The 20,695-nt window shown below is 59.3% G+C and carries 20 protein-coding genes; 3 read left to right on the top strand and 17 right to left on the bottom strand.

Translation table 11 applies throughout. The features are described from left to right. Positions 1–37 precede the first annotated feature (37 nt). The gene (locus tag I6L45_RS16625; RefSeq protein WP_216982671.1) at positions 38–1,174 is read left to right on the top strand and encodes a zonular occludens toxin family protein; all 1,137 of its coding nucleotides are present in this window, start codon (positions 38–40) and stop codon (positions 1,172–1,174) included. Between the two features lie 493 nt (positions 1,175–1,667). On the opposite strand, the gene I6L45_RS16620 is transcribed toward I6L45_RS16625, so the two are convergent. The 16 genes from I6L45_RS16620 to I6L45_RS16545 all read right to left on the bottom strand — a co-directional run bounded on the left by I6L45_RS16620 (position 1,668) and on the right by I6L45_RS16545 (position 14,662). Further along, entirely contained in the window at positions 1,668–1,997 is a 330-nt protein-coding gene (locus I6L45_RS16620) for a DUF3653 domain-containing protein (protein WP_216982670.1), read from the bottom strand. An 87-nt stretch (positions 1,998–2,084) separates the two neighbouring features. Further along, a complete protein-coding gene (locus tag I6L45_RS16615) occupies positions 2,085–3,074 on the bottom strand; it encodes a site-specific integrase (protein ID WP_216982669.1) in 990 nt (329 codons plus the stop codon). Between the two features lie 323 nt (positions 3,075–3,397). Next, on the bottom strand, positions 3,398–4,177 hold the full coding sequence (locus I6L45_RS16610) for a TatD family hydrolase (RefSeq protein WP_216982668.1): 780 nt from the start codon (positions 4,175–4,177) through the stop codon (positions 3,398–3,400). A gap of 12 nt (positions 4,178–4,189) precedes the next feature. After that, positions 4,190–5,137 (bottom strand): DNA polymerase III subunit delta', encoded by a 948-nt coding sequence (holB, locus tag I6L45_RS16605; RefSeq protein WP_216982667.1) that lies wholly within the window; start codon positions 5,135–5,137, stop codon positions 4,190–4,192. Next, the gene (tmk, locus tag I6L45_RS16600) at positions 5,122–5,763 is read right to left on the bottom strand and encodes a dTMP kinase (protein ID WP_210548749.1); all 642 of its coding nucleotides are present in this window, start codon (positions 5,761–5,763) and stop codon (positions 5,122–5,124) included. The genes holB and tmk overlap by 16 nt, the downstream gene beginning before the upstream one ends. Beyond that, on the bottom strand, positions 5,763–6,764 hold the full coding sequence (gene mltG, locus I6L45_RS16595) for an endolytic transglycosylase MltG (RefSeq protein ID WP_043760490.1): 1,002 nt from the start codon (positions 6,762–6,764) through the stop codon (positions 5,763–5,765). The genes tmk and mltG overlap by 1 nt, the downstream gene beginning before the upstream one ends. Beyond that, positions 6,754–7,593 (bottom strand): aminodeoxychorismate lyase, encoded by an 840-nt coding sequence (gene pabC / locus I6L45_RS16590; RefSeq protein WP_216982666.1) that lies wholly within the window; start codon positions 7,591–7,593, stop codon positions 6,754–6,756. The genes mltG and pabC overlap by 11 nt, the downstream gene beginning before the upstream one ends. A gap of 44 nt (positions 7,594–7,637) precedes the next feature. Then, the gene (gene fabF / locus I6L45_RS16585) at positions 7,638–8,879 is read right to left on the bottom strand and encodes a beta-ketoacyl-ACP synthase II (RefSeq protein WP_210548746.1); all 1,242 of its coding nucleotides are present in this window, start codon (positions 8,877–8,879) and stop codon (positions 7,638–7,640) included. A gap of 82 nt (positions 8,880–8,961) precedes the next feature. Next, the gene (gene acpP / locus I6L45_RS16580; protein WP_005300909.1) at positions 8,962–9,198 is read right to left on the bottom strand and encodes an acyl carrier protein; all 237 of its coding nucleotides are present in this window, start codon (positions 9,196–9,198) and stop codon (positions 8,962–8,964) included. Between the two features lie 157 nt (positions 9,199–9,355). Continuing rightward, positions 9,356–10,090 (bottom strand): 3-oxoacyl-ACP reductase FabG, encoded by a 735-nt coding sequence (gene fabG, locus I6L45_RS16575; RefSeq protein ID WP_134694354.1) that lies wholly within the window; start codon positions 10,088–10,090, stop codon positions 9,356–9,358. A gap of 13 nt (positions 10,091–10,103) precedes the next feature. Continuing rightward, positions 10,104–11,039, bottom strand: a complete 936-nt coding sequence (gene fabD / locus I6L45_RS16570; protein ID WP_216982665.1) for an ACP S-malonyltransferase — start codon at positions 11,037–11,039, stop codon at positions 10,104–10,106. Positions 11,040–11,105: 66 nt separating this feature from the next. Then, positions 11,106–12,065, bottom strand: coding sequence for a beta-ketoacyl-ACP synthase III (locus I6L45_RS16565; RefSeq protein WP_216982664.1), 960 nt, complete (start codon positions 12,063–12,065; stop codon positions 11,106–11,108). Positions 12,066–12,071: 6 nt separating this feature from the next. Next, complete coding sequence (plsX, locus tag I6L45_RS16560; protein ID WP_043760502.1) at positions 12,072–13,091, bottom strand: phosphate acyltransferase PlsX; 1,020 nt, start codon at positions 13,089–13,091, stop codon at positions 12,072–12,074. 9 nt (positions 13,092–13,100) lie between these two features. After that, entirely contained in the window at positions 13,101–13,268 is a 168-nt protein-coding gene (rpmF, locus tag I6L45_RS16555) for a 50S ribosomal protein L32 (RefSeq protein ID WP_005300935.1), read from the bottom strand. A gap of 20 nt (positions 13,269–13,288) precedes the next feature. Continuing rightward, a complete protein-coding gene (gene yceD, locus I6L45_RS16550; protein WP_029314532.1) occupies positions 13,289–13,810 on the bottom strand; it encodes a 23S rRNA accumulation protein YceD in 522 nt (173 codons plus the stop codon). A gap of 195 nt (positions 13,811–14,005) precedes the next feature. Continuing rightward, a complete protein-coding gene (locus I6L45_RS16545; RefSeq protein WP_216982663.1) occupies positions 14,006–14,662 on the bottom strand; it encodes an START domain-containing protein in 657 nt (218 codons plus the stop codon). Between the two features lie 172 nt (positions 14,663–14,834). Between I6L45_RS16545 and I6L45_RS16540 the strand changes: the two genes are divergently transcribed. After that, on the top strand, positions 14,835–15,416 hold the full coding sequence (locus I6L45_RS16540) for a nucleoside triphosphate pyrophosphatase (protein ID WP_302054802.1): 582 nt from the start codon (positions 14,835–14,837) through the stop codon (positions 15,414–15,416). Between the two features lie 52 nt (positions 15,417–15,468). On the opposite strand, the gene rluC is transcribed toward I6L45_RS16540, so the two are convergent. Then, entirely contained in the window at positions 15,469–16,413 is a 945-nt protein-coding gene (gene rluC / locus I6L45_RS16535; RefSeq protein WP_216982662.1) for a 23S rRNA pseudouridine(955/2504/2580) synthase RluC, read from the bottom strand. Between the two features lie 414 nt (positions 16,414–16,827). Between rluC and rne the strand changes: the two genes are divergently transcribed. Next, on the top strand, positions 16,828–19,965 hold the full coding sequence (gene rne / locus I6L45_RS16530) for a ribonuclease E (RefSeq protein ID WP_216982661.1): 3,138 nt from the start codon (positions 16,828–16,830) through the stop codon (positions 19,963–19,965). Positions 19,966–20,695 lie beyond the last annotated feature (730 nt).

Genomic DNA, 20,695 nt, shown 5'->3' with positions numbered 1-20,695 from the left:
GCGTGACCGGATTTTTTATGTTAAATGGCGGCGTAACATGCTGATATTTCATGAAGGTTTGCCGGGGAGCGGCAAAAGTTATGAGGCGTTGGTGGCCCATATTATCCCAAGACTCAAGGATGGTCGGACGGTTGATGCCTATATCGAGGGGTTGAATTTCGAGAAGATTGCCGAGTTGGCGGAGATCACGCTCGAGGAATGCCATGAGCGGCTCAAGCAGATATCGCGTGAGCAGGTGCTCAACATTCATGAGCATGTGCGGGACAAGAGTCTGGTTATCATCGATGAGGCGCAAAACTTCTGGCCGACTGGCCGTGCGCGATTACCTGACCCGATCATCCAATTCGTCACCGAACACCGGCATCGCGGCCTCGATGTGGTGCTGATGGGGCAGAACCTTAACGATGTTCACAGCATGTGGCGCAACCGGATAGACAAGAAATTTGTTTTTATGAAGCTGGACGCCGTGGGGCAGGACAAGCGCTATTCCTGGACGGCTTACAAGGGGTCTCTGCGTGGTAGTGGCCAGCGTACTCGTATTGAGTTCGAGAAGCTCACGGGCGGTTTCAAGGTCTATGACCCCAAATATTTTGGCAGCTATGCCAGCACCACCACCGAAGACAACGAAATGGGGTCCTATAAAGATGACCGGACCAACATTTTCAAGTCTGCCAAGTTCAAGTACGGGATGCCGCTGGCGCTCCTGCTGTTCGTCGGTGGCCTCTGGTTCTGCTTGGACTTGCTGTTCAACTTCACCGAAAAGACGGGGGTGGATCAGACGGTCAAGGTGAAAGAGCAACATCAGGTTGCATCTGCACCTACATCACCAGGTCAGCCCGCCCCCGCTCCCCCTCCTCCGCCTCTGCCCAAGGTGGATGATCTGTTCACTCAGTCTATTGAAGGCTTCAAGCCGGTGCTCACGTCCCAGACGGTCGTCAATGGGGTGTTGCTCGATGCCTGGATTGAGGTGTGGGATGACAAGGACAATTCCGTTGGCATGTGGCGTTCGTCTGATCTCACCCAGTTGGGTTGGACGGTAGCCATCAAGACCTACGGTCTGGTGATCAGCAAGGGCAAGGTCACCATGCTCATCCGAGAGCGCAACACCGTGCCGGATACCAAGCGGGATAGCATCACTGCCTCGGCATCCGAGACCGTGGAGCAGGCGCTGTAGTGATTGTTCAGTTCGAATTGTCTTTTATACCTCTCGGTCTCGACGGCGAGTTGGAGAGAACTGCTCAACTCTTGGTAGGCATAGCAGTATGGTGATTCCGATAATTGGAGTCAGGAAAATTGACACATATAGCCACCCGAAAACATTGCGATTGAGCGAGTGGGCCATCATGCAGACGGCGACAAGGTTAAGGAGATAAATACAGATCACTATGGTGATGTAGTTGCTGATGGGGTAGAGGATTAGATTTTCCATATAGGGCTCAAAGTTGGAGGCGATTGAGATAAATTACCTTCAATTTGACAAAAAGTGTATTGACTCACCTCACCAGAGAATAGGGGCGCAGCCCCTATAAGGCGGCCCACATATGCCGATTGTCGTGACGTAGGTAGGACCGCCGACACTTCTCTTGGGTGTTACCGTGAGACTCGGCCCCCCTCCTCCTGCAAAACCGGCTTTTAAGGCCTTCAGGTTGCCGAGGTCGTTGAACGCCTCAGCGTTTCGCGGGCCTCCAACGTTTGAAATCTTCCTTGCCCATGATGTCTATCAACTCCAGGCGTTGGCGTGTCATTTGCGACCCTGCGGGGGTGATCAGGTGGTATCCCGACATGCGCCACCCGTCCCAGTATCGTGTGAAGATGCTGGGTAATTCCCTACCAGCAGCCATCCTCATGACCCGTTGGCACACTGCGGGGATGTCTTTTCCCTCGTCCCAAAGCGTGACCTCCTTCACAGAAACAAAACAAAGCGCGGCGGTTTCTTCCTTGCTCAAACCGCATTCAAACCAGCGAAAAATGAAATTTCTTGTGATACTACGTTCCATGTGATTCAAACCGTCAAAACCGGACAATTTCCGGCGCGTACCAGTTTGAGCCCCCATTTAACGTAATCTCATCAGTGACGCGGTTATTTAAAGCAGCCCCATAAGAGCATGATCGGAGAACTTGTGCGCATCGTCGAAGTACTCCTGCAGGGTACGCATGTCCTTGTGACGGGTCACCTCGATAATCTTGTTCATGGGCTTGCCCGCCGTCACCGCCGAGGTGATGAATCCCCGCCTCAGACTGTGGCCACTCACATGCAGATCATTGATGACCTGACCGGTTCGCCGCTTGATCATCAGGTTGATACCCTGCGGCCCTAACGGGTCAGCTGTGAGCTGTCCCCAGCGGGTCATCCGACGAAAAAGGGCTCCCTCGCGGATCCTGCTCTGGGTGAGCCAACGCTGCAACGCCGACACCGGACAGTATTGCTTGCCAGGGATCAGGGCGATCTCGGTTTCGTGGAGCTGATGCTTGCTCGGCTTGAGACGAAGCCGTACCCCCTGCCCCACGAACTGCAGATCATTCACCTCTATCCTGGCGGCTTCAGAGCGGCGCAGGGCACCGCTGAACATCAGCAGCAGCAGGGTGTGATCCCTCAGTCCCGCCAGGCTGGAGGTATCTATCTCGTCGAGCACACTGATCAGGGGTTGCAGGGTCAGGGCGCCCGTCTTGCGTTTGCGGTTATCCCCGAGTCGCACTATGCCACGCATCATCTCTTTGATTTCGGCATGTTCGGTCGGCATGGGGTGGATGCCCTTCTGCTTGAAGGCATAACGGATGCCGGCGAGCCGTCTCACCAGGGTCGCCGGTTTGCGCGGCTCCCCATTGCGAAGCTCTCCCTTCCCCTCTTTTTTGTCCAGCCACACCCAGTCCGCCAGAATGCCGTCGGCCTGATCCGCGAGAAAGTTCATGATGTCGTGATGGGTAGTCTGCAGGGGATCAAGCCCATGCAATTGGCACCAGAAGACAAAGATACGAGTGTCAGCCTGGTAGGCATTGAGGGTAGAGCCTGCTTTGGCACTGCGTAAAAAACGCCTCGCCCTGCTGTTGAGCTGTGCGTCGAACACGCCTTGCAATGAGTGGGCTGCTGAACTTGAGAGGGTTGGATGGGTCACGTAAGTTGATGATTTTATGTGAAGTTGCGGAGGATCTTACAGGATCTTTCAAGGTTATCAAGTATCGATAATATTCATTATCGATACTTGATGTCTCTATTTACTGTCTCCTTTTCCTCTCGGATTCTATTCGTCGTATCCTTTGATACCGATATGCAAGTCCATTAGGAAATTGCATTAGCTGGATATCGCCGTGAGAGATAATGAGCCGGGTAGTTGATATTTACTTGGAGTTAGCCTGGGGATTTAAAATAATCAGCCCCAACATGCGGGGCTGATTGGGGTTATTTCTTTGCCAGCTTGAACAGCGTGAAGAAATTGTGGCTGGTGGCCTCTGCCAATTCGGCCAGCGGGATCTGGCGAAGATCGGCAATGAACTGGGCCACGTCCCGCACAAATGCGGGCTCGTTCTCTCTCCCCCGATGAGGGACGGGTGCCAGATAGGGCGAGTCGGTTTCGACCAGCAGGCGTTCCAGCGGCAAGGCCTTGACCACGGCCTGCAGGGCGGCGGCATTCTTGAAGGTGGCGATCCCAGAAATGGAGATATAGAATCCCATGGCCATCGCGGCCTCGGCCATCTCGAGGGACTCGGTGAAGCAGTGCAGCACACCGCCCACCTGTTCCGCTCCCTCCTCCCGCATGATCCTCAGGGTATCGTCCTGGGCATCCCGGGTATGGATGATGAGCGGCTTGTTCAGTGCCCGGGCCACCCGGATATGCTCCCGGAAGGAGACTTGCTGTACGTCCTTGTTTTCCGGTGAGTAGAAGTAGTCGAGCCCGGTTTCCCCGATGGCGACAACTCTGTCGTCAGCCGCCTGGGTCAGCAGCAAGGTGGCATCGACACCGGGATCCTGATTGAGCGGGTGAACACCGCAGGAGGCAAACACCTGGGGATAGGGGGCGATGGCAGCCAGCATGGTCGGGAATTGCGCCTGGGTCACGCTCACGCAGAGAAAGTATCCCACGTCCTGTTGCGCCGCCTTGGCCAGCACGTCGGCCATGTCCGTCTGCTTGGTGCCATAGCTGAGTCGATCGAGGTGGCAATGGGAATCAACGAGTAACATAGAGAACCTTGTTTATAACCAGCGATTGAGCCAGTTCATCAGATGGATGTTGGGATTGGAGAGCTGGCCTGGTTGGCACGCCGCCTTGAGCGCGACCAGTTGCTGCTCGGCCTCGAGCAGCCGTTCGCTGCCGTGGCGCTCGGCCAGCTGTTGGCTAAGCGCAGCCAGATCTGGCATCGCCAGCTGGTGGTGGCCACAACCCGCCTGGGTCTTGAGGGCGTCGCACAAGAACAGCTGCAGCCAGTGCAACCGGACCTGGGTCGCCTCCGCCAGCTGGGCACAGACACTCGTCGCCCGGCTGGGTGTCTGCGACAGGGAGGTGAAGCCCTCAAGCAGAGTACGCCTGGCGCTGTCCTGCTGCTCCTCGATGTAATTCAACACCCGAAGCGGCGCCCCCTGGCAGATCCGGACCTGGGCCTGGGTGGCCTGATGCCCCTGCTCTGCCAGCCAGGACAGGGTTTCCCCCTCCGACGGCAGCTGGCAGACATGCTTGTGGCAACGGCTGAGAATGGTGGGCAGCAGACGGGAGACCTGGGAGGCGATCAGCAGCAGCAGGCTGTCCCCTGCCGGCTCTTCCAGGGTTTTCAGCAAGGCATTGGCGGCGGACTCCGTCATGCGCTCTGCGTCCTGGATGATGACCACCTTGCCACGACCGAGTTGGGAGGTGCTCTGCAGACGACCGCAGATTTCGCGGATGGCTTCGACCCCTATGGTCTTGCCCTCGGGCCCTATGGTGCCAAGATCCGGATGATGGCCCTTCTCGAACAGCTGGCAGGAGTGACACTGACCGCAAGGCTCGCCCCGTTGTGGTTGCTGGCACAGGTGCAGTCGGGCCAGGCGCTCGGCCAGCTGCTCCTTGCCAAGGCCGGGATCCCCAAGCAGCAGCCAGGCGTGGCCGAGCCGTCCGGCCTGGGCCGTCTGGCTCAGGGCATGCCAGTCCGGGATCAACCAGGGATACATAGGCCCTCGCTTGCCAGATAGCGCGCCAGCGCCGCCTCGATGGCGGCCTTGACTTGCGCCGGGGTCTGGCCGGCATCGATCACCTGGATGGCATCATCGGCGGCCGCCAGCTCGAGGTAGCGTTGGCGGGTGCGCTCGAAGAAGCCGATCTGCTCCAGCTCGATGCGGTCCAGCTCGCCGCGATGACGGGCACGCTGCAAGCCGATGGCGGGATCGATATCGAGGTAGAGGGTCAAGTCCGGCTTGAAATCGCCGAGCACGGCCCGCTTGATGGCGCCGATGAGGTTCGCATCGATACCGCGCCCGCCCCCCTGATAGGCCTGAGAGGAGAGATCGTGTCTATCCCCCACCACCCAGACGCCGTCGGCCAGCGCCGGTTTGATGCGGGTCTCCACCAGTTGTACCCGGGATGCGTACATCAGCAGCAGTTCGGCCTCCACGGTCAGGCGCTCGTCGTGCACCTCCTTGACGATGGCCCGCATCCGCTCCGCCAGCGGCGTGCCACCCGGCTCTCTGGTGCATTCGATCCGCTCGATCCCATGAGCCCGTAGATAGTCGGTCACGTAGCGCACCGCGGAGCTCTTCCCTGCCCCTTCCAATCCTTCAATCACGATAAATTTAGACATTAGGGCTTCTTCAATATGTATTCGCGTACCGCCCGATTGTGTTCATCGAGGGTCTTGGAGAAATAGTGGGCACCGCCCCCCTTGGCGACGAAATAGAGATAGTCGGTCGACAGGGGGTTAAGTGCCGCTTCGATGGAGGCCTTGCCCGGCATGGCGATGGGAGTCGGCGGCAAGCCGTCGATCACATAGGTGTTATAGGGGTTCACGTCGGTCAGATCGCTGCGGCGAATGTTGCCATCGTACCTGTCCTTCACCCCGTAGATGACGGTGGGATCGGTCTGCAACTTCATGCCAAGGCGCAAGCGATTGACGAATACCGAGGCGATCTGGGCCCGCTCATCCGGCTGCCCCGTCTCTTTCTCGATGATGGAGGCCATGATCAGCGCCTCATACGGAGTCTTGTAGGGCAGATTGGCTTGACGCTTCTCCCAGGATTCGTCCAGGAAGGCTTTCATGTCCTGATAGGCGCGGCGCAGGATGGAGATGTCGCTGGCATGGGTGGTGTAGGCGTAGGTTTCCGGCAGGAACCAGCCCTCCAGCTTGCCATTCTCGATGCCGAGCTCCTGAGCCAGGTCCGCCTCACTCTGCTCCAGGGTCAGGCGTTCCAGATAGGGTGCACTGGAGAGCTGCTTCAGCCAGTCCTCAAAACGGGAGCCCTCGACGAAGGTCAGGCTGAAGTGAAACTCCTTGCCCGATGCAAACAGGGAGAGGGTCTCCTTGAGCGGTGCCCCCTCCTTGATCTCGTAAGTACCGGACTTGATAGCCACCAGTTCGGGGTGGCCGCGCAACCAGAGGCGCACCGCCCAGGGGCTGGTGTCTCCCTCCCCCAGTTCGGCAATCAGGCGCGCCGCATGGGCGCCTTTTTCGACGGTAAAGAGGCGGGTCGGCCCCTTGTTGGTGAGGGTCTCCACCTGTTGCCATTTGTAATACACATACCCTCCCGCGGCGGCAACGGTCAGTGCCGCCCCCGCGATCAGGGTGTAGAGCCGATTAAACTTCAATGACCAAACGCTCCTGTAAACGGCGGATCAATACCGGGCTGGGATAGTGCACATCCCCGATACGGGTGATCGGCACTATCCCCATCAGGGTATTGCTCAACCATACTTCTTCGGCCTGCCATAAAGACTCCAAAGGAGCCTCAACGACACGCAGTTCAATGCCCATCTGTTTAAGCATCGCCATCACACGCTTGCGCATGATGCCATCAATCCCGGCGCGGGAGAGATCCGGTGTGAACACCGTTCTGCCACGACGCCAAAACAGATTTGCGCTGACCCCTTCTACCAGAAATCCCCGACTGTTCAATACTATACCTTCGACTCCGCCACGCGCCGCAAGTTCGCGCTTCAGCATAACTTGTTCCAGACGCCCGAGGGTCTTGAGGCCCGCCAGCATGGGGACATCTCCCAGCTGCTGCTGGCAGACCAGGGCGGTGATGCCGTCCTGCTGCCAGCCATGATAATGTGCCGGGTAGGGCGCCAGGGAGACAATGCGGGTCGGCGTGTCACATCCGGTACAGTCATAGCCCCGTCCGCCTGCGCCCCGGGTCAGCACTATCTTGACGACAGCCTGCGTCTGCCCTGCTGCCAATTGCGCCACTTCGGTGGCGAGAAGATCCCAGGGCTGATCGGCCATGCCGAGCCGGGCGTTGGCATATTGCAGCCGGGCCAGATGGGCCGGCCACCAGACCACCTTCCCCTCCCTCGCCAGCATGGTAGTGAAATGGCCATCGCCATATGCCAGACCACGATCCCTGGCGTTGAGGGTTTCTGTCGGTATTCCGTTAATCAGCAAGTGGATCCCTCCGATAAAAAAGGCCCGATACATGGTATCGGGCCCGACTCTTTGCGTAGCAAGCCGCCCAGGGCGAATTATACGCGCTTGAAGATCAGGGAGCCATTGGTGCCGCCAAAACCAAAGGAGTTGGACAGGGCATACTCAAACTGACCGGCCTTGGCCACGTGGGGCACCAGATCCAGATCGCACTCCTCATCCGGATTGTCCAGGTTGATGGTGGGAGGCACCATCTGATCACGCAGGGAGAGCACAGTGATGATGGCCTCGATGGCCCCCGCCGCCCCCAACAGGTGACCGGTCATGGACTTGGTGGAGCTGACCATCAGGGACTTGGCGTGCTCGCCAAACACCTTCTTCATGCCGCGCAGCTCGGCGACATCGCCCAGCGGAGTGGAGGTGCCGTGGGCGTTGATGTAACCCACCTGCTCGGGCGCGATGCCGGCGTCCTTGATGGCGTTCTTCATGGCGCGCGCACCACCGTCACCATCCGAGGGGGGCGCCGTCATGTGATAGGCGTCGCCGCTCATGCCAAAACCGACCAGCTCGGCATAGATCTTGGCGCCACGGGCCTTGGCGTGCTCGTACTCTTCCAGCACCAGAACACCGGCACCGTCACCCAGCACGAAGCCGTCGCGATCCTTGTCCCAGGGACGGCTCGCCTTCTGCGGCTCGTCATTGCGGGTAGAGAGTGCCTTGGCAGCGGCAAAGCCGCCCATGCCCATGGGGGTCGATGCCTTCTCGGCGCCACCGGCCACCATCACGTCCGCATCACCATAGGCGATCATCCGACCGGCCATGCCGATGGCATGGGTGCCTGTGGTGCAGGCGGTGGTGACGGCGATGTTCGGGCCCTGCAGGCCTTTCATGATGGAGAGATGACCGGACACCATATTGATGATGGTGGACGGTACGAAGAAGGGGCTCAGCTTGCGGGGACCGCCGTTGACCAGGCTGCTGTGGTTCTGCTCGATGAGACCCAGGCCGCCGATGCCGGAGCCGATGGCAACGCCAACCCGCTCGGCATTTTCTTCGTTGATGACCAGGCCGGAATCGTCCAGTGCCTGCACACCCGCCGCCACGCCGTACTGGATGAAGAGATCCATCTTGCGGGCTTCTTTGCGGTTGATGCCGAACTGTTCGGGATCGAAATCTTTGACCAGGCCTGCGAAACGGGTCGCAAACTCGCTGGCATCAAAATGGTCGATGAGGGAAATGCCGCTCTGCCCGTTGAGCAGGGCTTGCCAGCTGGATTCGGCAGTGTTGCCTACCGGGGAAAGCATCCCCAAGCCGGTCACCACGACTCTGCGTTTTGACACTGAGGTAGTCTCCGAGAGGTGTTTTGAAAGGGGGTAAACATAAAAGAAGCGGCCCTTGGGCCGCTTCTTTCAGAACAGGAACTTATTCCTGATTAGCGGTGATGTAGTCGATAGCCGCTTGAACAGTGGTGATCTTCTCGGCTTCTTCATCAGGAATTTCGGTATCGAATTCTTCTTCCAGCGCCATTACCAGTTCAACGGTATCCAAAGAGTCAGCGCCCAGGTCGTCGACGAAGGAAGCAGCGTTTTTCACGTCTTCTTCTTTAACACCCAGTTGTTCGATGATGATTTTCTTTACGCGTTCTTCGATGTTGCTCATGACCTGAATTTTCCTTTAAAAATACGCTATTGCGTCTGGTTGGGGTAGTGTATTCAATTGACGTGAGTTTGCAAGTGACTTACCGCTGGTCAAACCACGAAATGTGCCAAACTTCGGCGTATTATCGCAAATTTGAACAGAACTCACGACAAATTGATTACACCATGTACATCCCGCCATTAACATGCAGGGTTTCGCCGGTAATATAGGCGGCATCATCCGATGCCAAGAATACCACAGCGGCAGCAATTTCCTTCGGATCGCCCAGACGGGCGGCAGGTACCTGATTCATGATGCCGGCGCGCTGCTCTTCGTTGAGCGCCTTGGTCATGTCGGTTTCGATGAAACCGGGGGCAACCGCATTCACCGTGATGCCACGGGATGCCACTTCACGAGCCAGTGACTTGGTGAAGCCAACCAGACCCGCCTTCGCAGCAGCATAGTTGACCTGACCGGCGTTGCCCATGGTACCGACCACGGAGCCGATGCTGATGATGCGACCGTTGCGCTTCTTCATCATGGCGCGCAATACCGGCTTGCTCAGGCGGTACAGGGAGGTGAGATTGGTGTCGATGATCTCGTTCCACTCATCATCCTTCATCCGCATCAGCAGGTTGTCGCGGGTGATGCCGGCGTTGTTGATCAGGATGTCGATCTCACCGAAACGCGCCTTGATGGCAGCGAAGACGGTTTCGATGGATTCCTGGCTGGTCACGTTCAGTGCCATGCCGCAGCCCTGCTCGCCCAGATAGGCGCTGATGGCGTCGGCACCGCTCTCGCTGGTCGCCGTGCCCACGACTTTTGCACCACGGGCCGCAAATGTCTCGGCAATCGCACGACCGATGCCACGACTGGCACCGGTGACCAACACAACCTTATCGGTAAAACTCATGACTTGCTCCTGTTTACTTGATCTGGGCCAGCGCCTGCTCGAATGAGGCGGCGTCATTGGCGTGAATGCCTTCCACCCGCGCGTCGATGCGCTTGGCCAGCCCGGTCAGCACCTTGCCCGGCCCCATCTCGATCTCGAGGGTGACGCCGTCGTTGGCCATCCACTCTACCGTCTCGGTCCAACGGACCGGACTGAACAGCTGGCGTACCAAAGCTTGCTTGATGGCGGCCGGATCCTGCTCACAGGATACGTCGACATTATTGATGACGGCGATGGCAGGAACCTTGATCTCGATCCCGTCCAGCGCGGCGGCCAGTTTTTCGGCGGCCGGTTTCATCAGGGCGCAGTGGGACGGCACGGAAACCGGCAGCGGCAGCGCGCGTTTGGCACCGGATTCCTTCATCAGCACGTTGGCGCGCTCGACGGCCTCTTTGTGGCCGGCGATGACCACCTGGCCCGGGGAGTTGAAGTTCACCGGTGAGACGACCTGGCCCTGTGCCGCTTTCTCGCAGTTGGCGGCGATGCTCTCATTGTCCAGGCCGATGATGGCGGCCATGGCACCGGTGCCTTCCGGCACGGCTTCCTGCATGGCAAGACCGCGCAGCTCGACCAGCTTGACGGCATCGCTAAAGCCCAGCGCGTAACTGCACACCAGGGCGGAGTATTCCCCCAGGCTGTGGCCGGCCATCACGGCAGGGGTTGCCCCGCCCTGCTGTTGCCACAGGCGCCACAGGGCAACGGAGGCGGTCAAGAGCGCCGGCTGGGTGCGCCAGGTCTTGTTCAGATCCTCGGACGGCCCTTCCATTACCAGGGCAAACAGGTCATAACCCAGCACCTGGCTCGCCTCGGCGAAGGTCTCTTTAATCACGGCGTGTTGCTCGGCCAGCTCGGCCAGCATGCCGACGCTCTGGGAGCCTTGTCCCGGGAAGGCAATGGCAAATCGGGTCATCATTGATTCCTTTAAGGTAAGACGAATTAGGGAAGCGGGCGCCCGAGGACCGGGCGCCGCTCGGTATCAGAGGCGAACCAGCGCGGAGCCCCAGGCAAAACCGCCGCCGAAGGCTTCCAGCAATACCAGCTGGCCGGGTTTGATGCGACCGTCACGCACCCCTTCATCGAAGGCGATGGGCACAGAGGCGGCAGAGGTGTTGCCGTGGCGGTCCAGGGTCAGGATCACCTTGTCGAGCCCCATGCCGAGTTTCTTGGCGGTGGCGTTGATGATGCGGAAGTTGGCCTGATGAGGCACCAGCCAGTCCAGCTCGCTCGGATCGATGTTGGCGGCGGCCAGAGTTTCGGTCACGATCTCGCTCAGGCGCGTCACCGCCACCTTGAAGACATCGTTCCCCTTCATGTACATGTAGGCTTCGAGCTCGGCACCCGGCATGCCACGACGGGGTTGCGGCAATTTGAGCAGCTCGCCGTAACGACCATCTGCGTGCAGATGGGTGGAGAGGATACCCGGCGTCTCGCTGGCGCCGATCACCACGGCCCCTGCCCCGTCACCGAACAGAATGATGGTGCCGCGATCATCGGGATCGCACATGCGAGACAGCACGTCGGCACCCACCACCAGGACGTGGCGGGCTGCACCGGATTTGACGAACTGATCGGCGATGGCGAGGGCATACGTAAAGCCAGCACAGGCGGCGGCAACGTCAAAGGCCGGGATCCCCGGCACCTCGAGCAGCCCCTGCAGTTCGCAGGCGGCGGCAGGGAAGGCATTCTCCGCACTGGTGGTGGCCAGCACTATCATGTCCAGATCGGCCGCGGTCAGACCCGCGGCGTCCAGCGCCCGCAAGGCCGCCTGATGAGAAAGGGTGGCGACGGTTTCGTCGCTGCCCGCGATGCGGCGTTCACGGATCCCGGTGCGTTCCACGATCCATTCGTCACTGGTCTCAACCATCTGTTCAAGATCGGCGTTGGTACGAACCGAACTCGGCAGATAACTGCCAGTACCCAGAATTTTGCTATGCATAGAGTTTTATAAATCCCTGTCGGAAAAGACAGATTCAAGGCGATCTGCTATCTGCAATGGAAGTTGATGTTTGGCTTCTTGTGCGGCAAGCAGGATCGCATGACACAGAGCGCGCCGTTCGGCCCGCCCATGGCTTTTTACCACAATGCCGCGCAATCCTAACAGACTCGCGCCATTATACTGGTCGGGGTTCAGGTAAGAAAAACGCCGTTTGAACATAAATCCGGCGAGTCGGCCAAGAATACTGCGTTTTTTGCGAGGATATCCGGCCAGTTCGGCCATCATGCGCACAACGCCCTCGGCAGTCTTGAGCGCCACGTTGCCGACAAAACCGTCGCAGACGATGACGTCACAGTCGCCACTGAAGATCCTGTCCCCCTCGATGAAACCGGCAAAATTGAGGGCGCGGCACTGGCGCAGCAGCTCGGCACTGTGGCGGACCAGGTCGTTGCCCTTGATCTCCTCCTCTCCCACGTTGAGCAGCGCCACCCGGGGGGAAGCTATACCTTCGACCTTTTCCGCGACCACGGCCCCCATCACCGCAAATTGCAGCAGGGTATCGGCATCGCAGCTCACGTTCGCCCCCAGATCCAGCATCACGGTGCGCTTGCCATTCACGGTCGGCAGCGCCTTGATGAGCGCGGGGCGGTCGACCCCGGGCAGGGACTTGAGCACGCACTTGGCCATGGCCATCAGGGCCCCGGTGTTGCCGGCACTGACGCAGGCATCGGCAGCGCCGCTCTTGACCAAGTCCAGGGTCACGCGCATGGAGGAGTCTTTCAGGGTACGCAGTGCCACGATCGGCTTTTCGCCCATTCCCACAACCTGGGAGGCATGCACGAGTCGAACGCGAGGATGATTCAGCAAGCCATGTTGCTGCAGCAGAGGTGCGGTCTGGTGTTGGTCACCGACCAGGACAAGATGTAGCTGGGGCAGAAGAGACAGTGCCTGCACGGCGGCAGGCACTGTTTCCGAGGGGCCGATATCACCCCCCATTATGTCTAGCGCGACAGTTTGCGTAGACAAAGGCAATCCTTAAGCGATTACCTTTTTACCGCGGTAGAAACCATCGGCAGTCACGTGGTGACGACGATGAATTTCGCCACTGGTCTGATCAACAGTCAGGGCTGCAGTGGTCAGTGCATCGTGGGAACGACGCATGCCACGCTTGGCGCGGGTTTTACGGTTCTGTTGTACGGCCATGGTAGGCTAACTCCTAAAATTCACTTACGTTTGAGCGCTTCAAGAACTGCAAAGGGATTCGGCCGCTCATCAGCAGGTTCGATTTCACCCCAGGTCATCTCCATGTTACCTCGCGGGCAGACATCCACTGGATGCATGGCCACCTGAGGTAACGAGAGGATGAGTTCATCCTCCAGGATTTGATGAAGATCTATCTCGCCGTTTTCGTCCAACTCAATGGGCTCATAAGCTTCCGGCAGTTCTTCCTCGTTTGTCCTTTCGAACAGCGGAGTGTAGATAAAACTAGCTTCACAAAGGTGTTCGAACGTCTCTCCACAACGCTGGCAAACCAGGTCAACCTTGGCATGGGCAGTGCCTTTCATAACGGTCAACTTCTGGACATCTTTGCCAAAGTGCAGGGTGACATCCACATCACTTCGCAAGCCTTCGGTTGATTCCTCCAGCCTGGGCATCTGCGACTTTTCCACTATCCCGACATAATCGAGTAGCTTCAAGGCATTACGGACTGGATCAACCTTAACGGGCAACTTCACCTTTTGCATAGGGCGCGAATATTATAGGTCCAACAAGGGATAGTCAAAGGAAAAAGTCCTTACCGCCGATGATTTTAACTGCACAGGCCCCTGCAGGCAGGAACTTGTGTTCATCGGTGGCCGATTATGCCACAAGCCGCAGGATCCCGCACAGGATCCTGCATCGCCAGAGCGAGGACGGGCCATGGCCCCTCCCCTCCTCCCTCAGGAAATATCGGGACAGCGCTGGCCACCGCCGAGTAAACGTTGCGAAGGGGCAACCCTGGGCTGCTCTTCCATCAGGCGCCGTATGGCTTGAAAACTCTCCATGGCGGCCTTGATGGCCATGGAATTAACCAGCCAGCCAGGCAGGTTGTTGCCCGGATTGGTGTAGGTTTCGAGCCGGATCAGGGTGGTGCCATCCGCTCTGGGCCTGGCTTCCCAGCGACCTGAGCTCTCCCGGATCCGGGCCAGCCCGTGATGCAGCGGCAAGGCATCCGGCTCTGCCCAGACCTCGAGCGTCAATCCGCAGTCGACATTCCTGATCAGATGAGAGCGGGTGATCAGTTCTCTGTCCTGCACCGGCCAGGGGGCATGAAGCCGGGTGTAAACCAGATCGTCATCGGGGCCTGACTTTGCCAATAGCCGTACCTCACGACTCTGGGGCAACCACTCCCGGTGGCGCGCCGTGTTGCGCAGTACGGCCAGCAGCGCGGCCGGCTCGGCCCTGACGATCATCTCCAGACGCAGCGCCAGAAAAGCGGCTGGAGGGCGTGGCTGTGTCCAGAGCAGGATCCCCCCTTCCCCCTGGCGGTATTGCCATCCCGCGCCCCAGGCGGTGAAGGGGAGCAGCATCAGGATCAGCACCGCGTATCTCGTCATCTCTTCTCGCCCTCGTCATGTCGTCCCTGTGTCATTCTTGACCGCCGGCGTGCAAGCTTCCAGCTCAGAGGCTGTCACCACCGCTCATGGGCCCATGCCCGGGGATATTTGCGCCGACCGTTGCCCGAAGATAGAATCAAGCAATTGATTTATAAATGGATATCCCTAGAAGATGCAAATGCCCCTGATCCTCGCCTCCACGTCACGCTATCGCAAGGCGCTGCTGGAAAAACTCGGCCTGCCGTTCCAGTGCGCCTCTCCAGAGGTGGATGAAACCCCCATTCCCGGAGAATCGGCAGAAGCCCTGGTTAGCCGACTGGCACACGCCAAGGCGATGGCCATTGCCGAGCGTCATGATCACGGGCTGATCATCGGGTCGGATCAGGTGTGTGTCTGTGACGGGCAGATTCTTGGCAAGCCGGGTACGGTGGAGAACGCAGTGGCCCAGCTGATGAGGGCGCAAGGCAAGCATGTCACCTTCCTCACCGGTCTGTGCGTGATCGATACCGCAAGCGGCCATGCCGAACAGATGGTGGAGCCTTTCGCGGTGCATTTTCGCTCTCTGGACGAGGCCGCCATCCGCCGTTATGTGGAGGCTGAACTGCCCCTCGACTGCGCCGGCAGTTTCAAGTGCGAAGGGATGGGGATAGTACTGTTCGAGGCCTTGGAGGGACGAGATCCCAATGCGTTGATCGGCCTCCCCCTTATAGCCCTGATCGACCTGCTAGGGCGCCATGGCCTGCATCTGCCCTGAGACGAGGGCGCGATGGCAATAAAAAACGGGAGCCTTGGCTCCCGTTCGAGTTTCAGCGTGGCAGCTTGCCGAGGAACGCCTCGAGTTCCGGTGACAGCGGCGCCTCCACCTGCATCTCCCGGTCGTCGGCGGGATGGGTGAAGCTGAGCTTCCAGGCATGCAGGAACAGCCGCTTCAAGCCCTGGGCGCGCATCTTCTCATCGAACGCCGCCTCCCCGTACTTGTCATCGCAAGCGATGGGATGGCCGGCGTGCTGGGTATGCACCCGGATCTGGTGCGTACGCCCGGTGATCGGGCTGCACTCCACCAAGGTGGCGTCGGCGAACTGGCGGGCAATCCTGAAACGGGTCTCGGACGGCTTGCCATCGCTGCTGACCCGCACCACGCGCTCGCCGGACTGCAGATCGTTCTTGCGCAGCGGGGCATTGATGACCTTGACGTGGGGCTGCCACTGGCCGCGCACCAGCGCCAGGTACTGTTTGCGCATGGTCTTGACCCGCAGCTGTTCGTGCAGGCTGCGCAGGGCGCTGCGCTTCTTGGCAACCAAGAGCACGCCGGAGGTGTCGCGATCCAGCCGGTGCACCAGCTCGAGGAAACGGGCTTCCGGGCGCAGGGCGCGCAGCCCCTCGATGACGCCAAAGGAGAGACCGCTGCCACCGTGCACCGCCATGCCGGACGGCTTGTTCAGCACTATCATGGCGTCGTCTTCAAACAGGATCTGGCTCTCCAGACGCTGGATGCTGCCAAGGTTGGCAGAGGGCAGTTCGTTCTTCTCGGCCACGCGCACGGGGGGCACCCGCACCTCGTCGCCCGCGCAGAGTTTGTACTCCGGTTTGATGCGCTTCTTGTTGACGCGCACCTCCCCTTTGCGAAGGATGCGATAGATCAGGCTCTTGGGGACGCCCTTTAACTGAGTCTTGAGAAAATTGTCGATGCGCTGCCCGTCATGCTCAGCTTCGATGGTGAGCAGCTGCACTTGTTGATGTATCTGTGTCATGGCGCGGATTTTAACACCGCCGACAGCCCTTGGCTGCATGCTTTGTTAAAAAATGGCGTCTTGCTATAAAAGTGGTTTAAATGGGATAATAAACAAGGTTTTGTCATTGTGTTCAAGCCTTGTACTAAGTGGCCAAAATGTATGCCACCCAATCCCGAAACACCGTGTATACAAGAACATGACGGTTCCCGGGTGCGAGGTACAACGCATGGAGAACGCAAACAGAACCGACGTAAATTGTCTCCACACCGGTATCCTTAATTCACGCCCTCTCGAGATGGCTGAACCAGAGTGCCCTTAGTTTGCGCCTCATGCATGCCCCAACCGGGAGGTTGCCCCAGCATGCTGAAGACCCGAGGCCGGCGCCGGCAGGACCCTGTGGAGGAATCAAAATGACAAAATAATGAGAACTCAATGAAAAGAATGCTAATCAACGCGACTCAGGAAGAGGAGTTGCGCGTAGCGCTGGTTGACGGACAACAGCTCTACGATTTGGATATTGAAAGTCCGGGGCATGAGCAGAAAAAAGCGAACATTTACAAGGGTAAAATCACCCGCGTAGAACCTAGTCTCGAAGCTGCTTTTGTCGACTATGGCGCCGAGCGCCACGGTTTCCTGCCGTTGAAGGAAATCGCCCGCAATTACTTCCCCTCCGGTTACTCCTATCAGGGTCGTCCCAACATCAAAGAAGTGGTCCGCGAAGGCCAGGAAGTCATCGTCCAGATCGACAAGGAAGAGCGTGGCACCAAGGGTGCGGCCCTCACCACCTTCATCAGTCTGGCCGGCAGCTACCTGGTGCTGATGCCGAACAACCCCCGTGCCGGCGGCATTTCCCGTCGCATCGAGGGTGACGAGCGGACTGAACTGAAAGAAGCCCTGAGTGGTCTGACCGTGCCGGACGGCATGGGCCTCATCGTGCGTACCGCCGGTGTGGGCAAGTCCCCGGAAGAGCTGGAATGGGATCTGAACGTTCTGCTGAACCACTGGGACTCCATCCACAAGGCGTCACAGAATCGCTCCGCGCCGGTGCTCATCCATCAGGAGAGCAACGTGATCGTGCGCGCCATTCGTGACTACCTGCGCCGCGATGTGGGCGAGATCCTGATCGACAATCCGGTCATCTTCGAACGTGCCAAGTCGCATATCGAGCTGGTTCGTCCCGATTTCCTCAATCGCGTGAAGCTGTACAAGGGTGACGTCGCCCTGTTCAACCACTTCCAGATCGAGAGCCAGATCGAGTCGGCCTTCCAGCGTGAAGTGCGTCTGCCCTCCGGCGGCAGCATCGTGATCGATCCGACCGAGGCGCTGACCTCCATCGATATCAACTCCTCCCGCGCCACCAAGGGCGGCGATATCGAAGAGACCGCGCTGCAGACCAACCTGGAAGCGGCCGACGAGATTGCCCGTCAATTGCGTCTGCGCGACCTGGGTGGTCTCATTGTCATCGACTTCATTGACATGACCCCGGTTCGCCATCAGCGCGAGGTGGAAAACCGCCTGCGTGAAGCGGTGCATCAGGACCGTGCCCGCATCCAGCTGGGGCGTATCTCCCGCTTCGGTCTGCTGGAGATGTCCCGTCAGCGTCTGCGTCCCTCCCTCAACGAGTCCAGCAGCCATATCTGCCCCCGTTGCCAGGGTCAGGGGGTCATCCGTGACAACGAATCCCTCGCCCTGTCCATCCTGCGCCTCATCGAAGAAGAGGCCATGAAGGACAACACCGAGCAGGTGCATGCCCAGGTCCCGGTCGATGTTGCCGCCTATCTGCTCAACGAAAAGCGCACCTCCATCGCCAACCTGGAACAGCGCAATGATGTGCGTGTCTACATCATTCCGAACCAGCATCTGGAAACGCCTCACTACGAAGTGACCCGCATCCGTCAGAACGAAATTCCGGAAGCGGCCAGCTACGAGCTCAAGACCGAGATTGCCAAGCCGGTGTACCAGCCGCGCCAGGCTCAGGTCATCGAACGTGAGCAGCCCCTGCTGCAAGGCTTCGCCCAGGCTCCCCAGCCTGTCGCCCCCGTCGCCGCACCAGCACCTGTTGCCGCTCCGGCACCGGTAGAAACCGGTCTGTTTGGCAAGCTGGTCAAGGCTATTTCCGGTCTGTTCGGCTCTTCCACCGATGCCGCCCCTGCCGAGGTAAAGGCTCCTGCCGAGAAGCCGGCTGCCCAGCGCGAAGCGCGCAAGGACGAAGGCCATCGCCATCAACGCGACGAGTCTCGCAGCCGCGGTCAGCGTGGTCGTCGTGACGACAATCGCGGCAACCGCAGTGCCGAGGCCGGTGAGAAGCGCGAAGGCGCTGCCAGCCGCGAGAGCGGTGATCGCAATCGCCGTCCGCGCAAAGAACGTGAGCCTCGTCAAGAGCGTGAACCGCGTCAGGAACGTGAAGTGCGCAGCGAACAGCGCATGGAGCGTGAGCCACGCGAGCCCCGTCAGGAACGTGAACCGCGCGCCCCGCGTCCGGCCCGCGAGCCACGTGCCCCGCGTGAGCCCCGTGCCGAGGTCGTGGTTGAAGCGCTCGATACCGTTGAGACCGCCGTTGCCAGCGCAGAGCCGCGCCAGGAAAAAGAGCAGAAAGTGGCCGAGCGCCGCGAACGTCGCCAGCTGCGCAAGCAGATCCGCGTCGATGTCGCCGCCGACACCCCTGCCCTGCCCGTAGACGAGCAGACCGCTGATGTCGCCGAGATGCAAGCCGTTGCCGCTGAACAGCAAGAAGAGCAGGGTGAAGGCCAGCGCCGTTCCCGTCGCACTCCTCGCAATCAGCGCATCGAGGGTCAACGTCGCAAGCGCATCAACGAGGAAGCGCGTGGTCAGCGTGATGACGAAGCCCAGGGCGAAGTACAACTGACTGCCGCCGCTCAGGCCGACGCTGCGCAGGTGAAGGTGGAAGAGCCTGCCGTTCCTGTCATCACCATCCCGAGCGCGGAAGCCGTGGCTGCCGCACTGCAGGCGTCCGCCGCTCTGACCGAGCACGTGGTTGCTGAAGCTGTTGCCGAAGAAGCTGCTGAGCAGGCACAAGCCGCACTGGTTGCCGAGTCTGCCACCGCCGAGGCTGCCGTGCAGGTTGAACCTGTCGTTGCTGCCCCTGTGGTCGTGGAAGCCGCCGCCGAGGTGGTTGCTGCCGAGCCTGCGGTTGTCGACGTGGAGACCAAGGCCGAGGAAGCCCCGCAAAGCGAAGCTGTCGTGGCCGAATCCGTGGCTGACGACGTCACCTACGTGGACGCAGCCCCTGCCGTGATCGCCGAGCCGGTTGCTCCCGTAGCGCCAGTTGTTGCCGACGTCGCCGCCAAGGCATCTGCAGCAGCAGAGCCCGAAGCCGTCGTTGAAGCCGCCGAGCCTGTGACCCAGGTCGTGAGCAAGGGGGCCGGTGTATTGGCCCGCGCTCGCAAGGCCTCTGCTCCCATGACAACCCCGGCTGCGGCCCCCGCGCCGACGCCTCGCGAGCCGGTTGAATACGCTCCTCTGGTGCGTAGCGCGGTCGCGACCTCCGGTCGTCACGGTGGCAGCACCTCTGCCAGCAACGTGGCAACCAGCCCGGCCGGTCGCCCCTGAGCTAACTCGCTAGCCTGACAAAAGAGCCACACAATGTGTGGCTCTTTTTTTTTTGACTGGTAAATACCATTTTAGCGGTGCCCTGCTTTCTTCAGGGTTCTCTGGTGCTCAGAGAAACCAGACCTCCATCGCGTGAGTACCCAACCAAACATCCCACGCTTGTTGCCAGTCTTCAAAGTATCCCTGACAGATGTTCATTCTCCGCACATATTGATGCCTCGCCTTTTCCTTGTCCCCCGAACCGTTGGCAGCGCCCTGGCGCTTCATCAGCCCACCCGATATTGTCGAACCACCGCTCAGCCGGGCTAGAGCAGTGGCCTGCGAACGACCAAGCATTTATTTCGCGCAATGCCGAACCCTATCTTCGCAATCTGGAGCGGGCACATCCCTGGAGGACGTATCCGAGGGGTATCTGCCCTCTCATCAACGCACCTCCCCCGCGCTTGCCGTGCTGTTTCTCTTATTGGCTACGAGGGTGTTTTGAGGAAAACATGAGGGTTAAGGTGGGAGACCTTGGTTATTAAAAATCTAGTTTGATGGCATATAGAGTCTTATGTCGAAGATATAGGAGAAGCGAGATTTCATGGCGTGTGTGGTCGGGCTATCAACCCTGGTAGGCCAACCATTACAGCCAGTTTCTTGCATAGCCTCTGATAACCGCTGAACCCACATAATGAAGCCAGCGAGCCTCCCCCTGACATCCTCCAAATACCCCAAGACTCTTTCCGGG

Origin of the sequence: Aeromonas sp. FDAARGOS 1415, assembly GCF_019048365.1 — a bacterium.
GTDB classification, from domain to species: Bacteria; Pseudomonadota; Gammaproteobacteria; order Enterobacterales; family Aeromonadaceae; genus Aeromonas; species Aeromonas taiwanensis.
The sequence above is the reverse complement of the archived record's forward strand: the minus strand, read 5'-3'. Positions and strand labels throughout refer to the sequence as shown.

Bases quoted from the DNA above. Each gene is read 5' to 3' on its own strand.
- I6L45_RS16625 (WP_216982671.1), top strand. From the start codon at position 38: ATGCTGATATTTCATGAAGGTTTGCCGGGGAGCGGCAAAAGTTATGAG.
- I6L45_RS16620 (WP_216982670.1), bottom strand. From the start codon at position 1,997: ATGGAACGTAGTATCACAAGAAATTTCATTTTTCGCTGGTTTGAATGC.
- I6L45_RS16610 (WP_216982668.1), bottom strand. From the start codon at position 4,177: ATGTTACTCGTTGATTCCCATTGCCACCTCGATCGACTCAGCTATGGC.
- holB (WP_216982667.1), bottom strand. From the start codon at position 5,137: ATGTATCCCTGGTTGATCCCGGACTGGCATGCCCTGAGCCAGACGGCC.
- tmk (WP_210548749.1), bottom strand. From the start codon at position 5,763: ATGTCTAAATTTATCGTGATTGAAGGATTGGAAGGGGCAGGGAAGAGC.
- pabC (WP_216982666.1), bottom strand. From the start codon at position 7,593: ATGTATCGGGCCTTTTTTATCGGAGGGATCCACTTGCTGATTAACGGA.
- acpP (WP_005300909.1), bottom strand. From the start codon at position 9,198: ATGAGCAACATCGAAGAACGCGTAAAGAAAATCATCATCGAACAACTG.
- fabG (WP_134694354.1), bottom strand. From the start codon at position 10,090: ATGAGTTTTACCGATAAGGTTGTGTTGGTCACCGGTGCCAGTCGTGGC.
- fabD (WP_216982665.1), bottom strand. From the start codon at position 11,039: ATGACCCGATTTGCCATTGCCTTCCCGGGACAAGGCTCCCAGAGCGTC.
- I6L45_RS16565 (WP_216982664.1), bottom strand. From the start codon at position 12,065: ATGCATAGCAAAATTCTGGGTACTGGCAGTTATCTGCCGAGTTCGGTT.
- rpmF (WP_005300935.1), bottom strand. From the start codon at position 13,268: ATGGCCGTACAACAGAACCGTAAAACCCGCGCCAAGCGTGGCATGCGT.
- yceD (WP_029314532.1), bottom strand. From the start codon at position 13,810: ATGCAAAAGGTGAAGTTGCCCGTTAAGGTTGATCCAGTCCGTAATGCC.
- I6L45_RS16545 (WP_216982663.1), bottom strand. From the start codon at position 14,662: ATGACGAGATACGCGGTGCTGATCCTGATGCTGCTCCCCTTCACCGCC.
- I6L45_RS16540 (WP_302054802.1), top strand. From the start codon at position 14,835: ATGCAAATGCCCCTGATCCTCGCCTCCACGTCACGCTATCGCAAGGCG.
- rluC (WP_216982662.1), bottom strand. From the start codon at position 16,413: ATGACACAGATACATCAACAAGTGCAGCTGCTCACCATCGAAGCTGAG.
- rne (WP_216982661.1), top strand. From the start codon at position 16,828: ATGAAAAGAATGCTAATCAACGCGACTCAGGAAGAGGAGTTGCGCGTA.